Origin of the sequence: Halanaerobium sp. ST460_2HS_T2 (genome assembly GCF_003337665.1) — a bacterium.
Lineage (GTDB): Bacteria > Bacillota > Halanaerobiia > Halanaerobiales > Halanaerobiaceae > Halanaerobium > Halanaerobium kushneri.
In genome coordinates this window covers 285-5,487 of record NZ_QPJF01000059.1, presented here as the reverse complement: position 1 = coordinate 5,487, position 5,203 = coordinate 285, and the positions used below count along the sequence as shown (strand labels likewise).

General features: G+C 28.4%; 7 protein-coding genes. All 7 read right to left on the bottom strand.

Going from position 1 to position 5,203, the window contains the following annotated elements:
• Positions 1-69: 69 nt before the first annotated feature.
• Positions 70-1,143, bottom strand: a complete 1,074-nt coding sequence (locus DFR80_RS14885) for a teicoplanin resistance protein VanZ (RefSeq protein ID WP_147270203.1) — start codon at positions 1,141-1,143, stop codon at positions 70-72.
• 76 nt (positions 1,144-1,219) lie between these two features.
• Positions 1,220-2,239 (bottom strand): HEPN domain-containing protein, encoded by a 1,020-nt coding sequence (locus DFR80_RS14880; protein WP_114490462.1) that lies wholly within the window; start codon positions 2,237-2,239, stop codon positions 1,220-1,222.
• Between the two features lie 202 nt (positions 2,240-2,441).
• Complete coding sequence (locus tag DFR80_RS14875) at positions 2,442-3,059, bottom strand: hypothetical protein (protein WP_114490461.1); 618 nt, start codon at positions 3,057-3,059, stop codon at positions 2,442-2,444.
• Positions 3,060-3,359: 300 nt separating this feature from the next.
• Positions 3,360-3,698 (bottom strand): type II toxin-antitoxin system RelE/ParE family toxin, encoded by a 339-nt coding sequence (locus DFR80_RS14870; RefSeq protein WP_114490460.1) that lies wholly within the window; start codon positions 3,696-3,698, stop codon positions 3,360-3,362.
• 5 nt (positions 3,699-3,703) lie between these two features.
• Positions 3,704-3,952, bottom strand: a complete 249-nt coding sequence (locus DFR80_RS14865) for a type II toxin-antitoxin system prevent-host-death family antitoxin (RefSeq protein ID WP_114490459.1) — start codon at positions 3,950-3,952, stop codon at positions 3,704-3,706.
• 460 nt (positions 3,953-4,412) lie between these two features.
• Positions 4,413-4,751: a type II toxin-antitoxin system RelE/ParE family toxin gene (locus tag DFR80_RS14860; protein WP_114490460.1), complete on the bottom strand. Its 339-nt coding sequence runs from the start codon at positions 4,749-4,751 to the stop codon at positions 4,413-4,415.
• Positions 4,752-4,756: 5 nt separating this feature from the next.
• Positions 4,757-5,005: a type II toxin-antitoxin system prevent-host-death family antitoxin gene (locus DFR80_RS14855; protein ID WP_114490459.1), complete on the bottom strand. Its 249-nt coding sequence runs from the start codon at positions 5,003-5,005 to the stop codon at positions 4,757-4,759.
• Positions 5,006-5,203 lie beyond the last annotated feature (198 nt).

Here is a 5,203-nt window from a genome sequence, read left to right as displayed (position 1 = left end):
AAAGGATAAGGGTGTGACTGAATATTCTGTAGATAGTATAGTTTCTCAATAACTTAAATTTGACAATGCTTAAATATTTTTATGCAATGCTAGTGTAGTAAAATAAAACAATATTCCTAAATTTATATATATTTTTGTTATTTTATCAGAAAAACTAGAAATTAAAACTGCTATCTTATCATATTTGCTTAATAAATGTGATTGAGTTAAAATTTGATCAATCTTTTCCCTATCTATGTACTGATTTTTAACTAAACTGGTTACACATGGTATCATTTTTTCATTTTCCATTATACTATCATAATATTTATTATAAAAATTAGTTTTTTTGTAATTATTTATATTTTTAATACCAATATATTTATCAATAAACTCTTCAGTATATGCCAAAGTCACTGTATCCCAAGTGCGTTTATATATTTCTTCATCCTGCAACAAAATCGGAAAAGGATCAATAGCTAATCTTAATACCGCAATAGCACCTATACAACTTTTTATATAATTCAAAAATTCATCTCTAAATTCTCCTTTGTTTCTTTTGTGCTTTATATGAATATAAAAATTATTAAAACCCTGCTTATGTACAAGTTTATTTAACCTATTCTTTGTTTTTTCTAATTCATCAAAGTATTTATTCATATTTTCTTTCATATCTAAAAAAACATCTTTATTTTGTTTTAAAAATATTATCATTTGACTAAACATAGGGAAATCACTTTGAGTATCCCATTCTTTAAGTTTTTCCTTTCTCTTTTCAGGGTTTAATTCAGTTAAATAAACCATGGTAGTTGAAATTTCTAAGGACTGTCTTAGTGAATAAAATGAGCAATCAAAATAACCTTTTTCAAATAAAACAATTGCATTAATTACTAACTGTACTGACTCAAAAATAAAATTATTAACAAATTGAGTATCAATTCGTCCCGTAAAGCTGTCTTCTATAATTCTTAAATCCTGAAAAAATTTTTTCTTATTTGGAAGTTTAATAGGTATTAAATTTTTCCCTTCCCTAAATTTGGTTATTTCAGATTCAAAACTCATTAAATCACCTCTTGATTTTAAACTTAGCATTTCACATAACGTCCCTGGGATTTGCGCTCGTGCCTGATTCCGCAGGAACTGGCGTAAAGCTTGCTTTTTCATATCCGTGATTGGTCAGTCTGCAAGCTTTATGACAGAAGGCATGACGCCAATCCCATGTTATCCGAAGTAATGCTAATTATTCAAAATATATTTCTTCTTTAAAATTTATTTTATATGAGTTATTTTCTATCATTTTTTGTAATGTAGCTAAAACAATACTTAAACCGAAATCACATGAATCACCAACATTCATCCAATTTGTAATTATATCTTTATTAAGTAAATCATTTTTAACAGGATGAGAAATATTAAAATCTCCATGAACAAATCTACTCCTAAGATTATAAAACTTATTGATTTCTTTTTTTATTTTTTTCTTTGAAATTGCTGGGAATTCTAATGCTTTTAAAATTCTATTTCTTAAAGTTGAACTAATAGAACCTCTTGGAGTATCAAAAAGAGATTCTAATGAATGAGCTAACCACATTACTGTTGACAGATCTAAATTATTATATTGATAAGCAATATTTAACAATGCAAATAAACTATTTTCTAATCTTGATTTTCCTATTACTTTGAACATGATTTTTTGTTTTGAGAACCAATCCCATGTTTTTTTAATAGGAATACTTTTAATTTCAGGCCAACCAACATCTAAACTTTTTACCCATGCTCTTTCAAATATTTCTCCATTAAATATAATTTCAGGAAATCTGTTTTCATCTATTAACTCTATTTTTATGTTACAAGCTCCTGGAACAGATAAATTAATAATAAGAAAAAAATTATATAAAAAAATTTCTAAATAATGATTTAGATGGCCTACATTATTTTCTGCAGAAATCATACATTCAGTAATTACTTTATTTTTTAAATTCTTTATTTTTTTATAAAATTTTTCTTTCTCTTTATCACTTAGCTTAAAATATTCATTTGTAGATATATTATATTTTAAATAATATTTAATAAAATCTAAAACTGGTTGCCAATTTATTTTAACCAAAAACTTAGTGTCATCAACTTCAAAATTAATTTCTGAAAAGTCTTTTTGAATTGTTTTCCAAATTTTTAGATAAGAATTAGATATAGCTGAATTAGTTTCACTTACAGTTCTTACACGAAGTTTTAAATTCAGTTTAAATTCTTTGGAAATCAAAAATATAGCCTCCTTCTGTTTTTATTAAAAACAGCATTATTTCGGATAACGTATCAGGTTTTTACGAAGTCCGTCGTGTATATATGAAACTAATATAAAACTATAGTATCATTGCTGAAAGTTGTAATCTATCTGTAAAAGAAAGAAACAGGATTTCGTTAAAAACCATGTTAGGCGATCGTGCGGACAACGCAAACTAGTATTAGTCCTCCCTGCGTTCTGCTAAATAAAGACCTTGTTGTTTTAATTTTTTTATCATCTCGTATATATTTATACCATTCACTTCAATAACTTCTCTTCTGCCTGGTGTTTTCTTTGAAAAATTAGACCAAACGGTTTTGACTTTATCTACTTTTTTTATATTATTGTGTTGCAATAAATCTTCAAATTTTCTGGTATTTTCACAATATATATAAAACACTTTATATGGTCCTATATATATTTCTTCAGTTTTTTCATGTGATCCAAATCCAAAGTTGATTTCACCATCATTTACTAATAATTCTTTATATTCACTGAAGATATGTTTTAAATCCACTAATGTTAAGCCATCAAGATAAAATACATCCTTATGAAGAGGATCATATTTCTTTTTTCTTAATTTTTGTTCGACCTTCTGATTTGTTCCATGTTCTAATACTAAAAATCCTGGAAGTGTAATTAACTCTACTAAACACAAAAATAAATCTGTAATATTTTCTGCGCTAACATTTACTATGATTTTTGAGTAATTATTAATAGTCGTAATACTATAACTCTCATAAATATCATTTAAATTGGGAACAGAAACTCCTTGAACAACCTGAAAATTTTTTGTCATTTTTATCACTCCAATATTCTCAGCATGTCGCCTAACGTAACCGTATTTCCGAAGTCAGTCAACCCTTAGATAACTCCTATCTTGGGTTGACTGATTTGGGTGCAGAGACGAAGGAACGAAACCGGAAATATTTTGTTAAGTGATGTATGCTGCCAAGCAGGACAGATTGGGAGGTCCAAGGAGGGACCCGATCTTTCCTGCGCTCTGCCCTCGTAGTTACTCCTATTTACTTTTTTTTGGAAGATTAATTTAGAATACTTTTCTATAACTCAATTTTAAAGTAATATGAGAGTCGCAGTCCTACTTATCTTCATAACTCAATTTAATTTCATTCGGAAACAAAATTTTAAGATAATCTCTTCCAGCATATAGAATACGATAGATAGATACAAATTTATCATCCGCTCGGTAAAATATAATATAATCTCCTAATACTAAGTATCTAAAGTCAGTTTTTATATTCACTTTTGCTGACAAGTCTGCTCCCATCATAGGAAATTCTTTTAATTTCTCATAACTCTCTATAATTTTACGTACTACCTTTATTGCTGCTGTAGGATTTTCTAACTCTTTTGTTATATAATCTTTAATCTCTATCAAGTCTTCTGTTGCTAAGGGATTAATTCGTAATTTTAGCATTATATTTATATCCCCAGTTTTTCTTTTACCTGATCTTCATTCATCCAATCATCATTAGATTTAACTCTATTTTCAGATTCTATCAATTTTGAAAGTAGTTTTATGGTAGCTTGAGTTTTTTCATACTCTTCAATATCAATGATTGCAAATTTGCCTCTGCCGTTTTTAGTTAAAAATACTGGAGAACCCTCTGCTATATCTTTTAACACTTCATTATAATTTCTTAATTCTGAAACTGGTTTAATGTTAGGCATATTAATCAACTCCTATAATTATTATACCCTTATTTTACTTAAAATTCAACGTAATATTTTACAACATTCTATTATGTTTAAATTTTAAAAATGTCCTATGCTAAGTCAAAAAAGTAGGAGGTACGAGGAGGTGCCTGCTTTTTTGACATACACCCCCGTCATACTATTATTTCAACTGCAGCATATTTCACTTAACGTAACCGTATTTCCGAAGTCAGTCAACCCTTAGATAACTCCTATCTTGGGTTGACTGATTTGGGTGCAGAGACGAAGGAACGAAACCGGAAATATTTTGTTAAGTGATGTATGCTGCCAAGCAGGACAGATTGGGAGGTCCAAGGAGGGACCCGATCTTTCCTGCGCTCTGCCCTCGTAGTTACTCCTATTTACTTTTTTTTGGAAGATTAATTTAGAATACTTTTCTATAACTCAATTTTAAAGTAATATGAGAGTCGCAGTCCTACTTATCTTCATAACTCAATTTAATTTCATTCGGAAACAAAATTTTAAGATAATCTCTTCCAGCATATAGAATACGATAGATAGATACAAATTTATCATCCGCTCGGTAAAATATAATATAATCTCCTAATACTAAGTATCTAAAGTCAGTTTTTATATTCACTTTTGCTGACAAGTCTGCTCCCATCATAGGAAATTCTTTTAATTTCTCATAACTCTCTATAATTTTACGTACTACCTTTATTGCTGCTGTAGGATTTTCTAACTCTTTTGTTATATAATCTTTAATCTCTATCAAGTCTTCTGTTGCTAAGGGATTAATTCGTAATTTTAGCATTATATTTATATCCCCAGTTTTTCTTTTACCTGATCTTCATTCATCCAATCATCATTAGATTTAACTCTATTTTCAGATTCTATCAATTTTGAAAGTAGTTTTATGGTAGCTTGAGTTTTTTCATACTCTTCAATATCAATGATTGCAAATTTGCCTCTGCCGTTTTTAGTTAAAAATACTGGAGAACCCTCTGCTATATCTTTTAACACTTCATTATAATTTCTTAATTCTGAAACTGGTTTAATGTTAGGCATATTAATCAACTCCTATAATTATTATACCCTTATTTTACTTAAAATTCAACGTAATATTTTACAACATTCTATTATGTTTAAATTTTAAAAATGTCCTATGCTAAGTCAAAAAAGTAGGAGGTACGAGGAGGTGCCTGCTTTTTTGACATACACCCCCGTCATACTATTATTTCAACTGCAGCATATTTCACTTAACGT

Bases quoted from the DNA above. Each gene is read 5' to 3' on its own strand.
- DFR80_RS14885 (WP_147270203.1), bottom strand. From the start codon at position 1,143: ATGAAAAAGCAAGCTTTACGCCAGTTCCTGCGGAATCAGGCACGAGCG.
- DFR80_RS14875 (WP_114490461.1), bottom strand. From the start codon at position 3,059: ATGACAAAAAATTTTCAGGTTGTTCAAGGAGTTTCTGTTCCCAATTTA.
- DFR80_RS14870 (WP_114490460.1), bottom strand. From the start codon at position 3,698: ATGCTAAAATTACGAATTAATCCCTTAGCAACAGAAGACTTGATAGAG.
- DFR80_RS14865 (WP_114490459.1), bottom strand. From the start codon at position 3,952: ATGCCTAACATTAAACCAGTTTCAGAATTAAGAAATTATAATGAAGTG.
- DFR80_RS14860 (WP_114490460.1), bottom strand. From the start codon at position 4,751: ATGCTAAAATTACGAATTAATCCCTTAGCAACAGAAGACTTGATAGAG.
- DFR80_RS14855 (WP_114490459.1), bottom strand. From the start codon at position 5,005: ATGCCTAACATTAAACCAGTTTCAGAATTAAGAAATTATAATGAAGTG.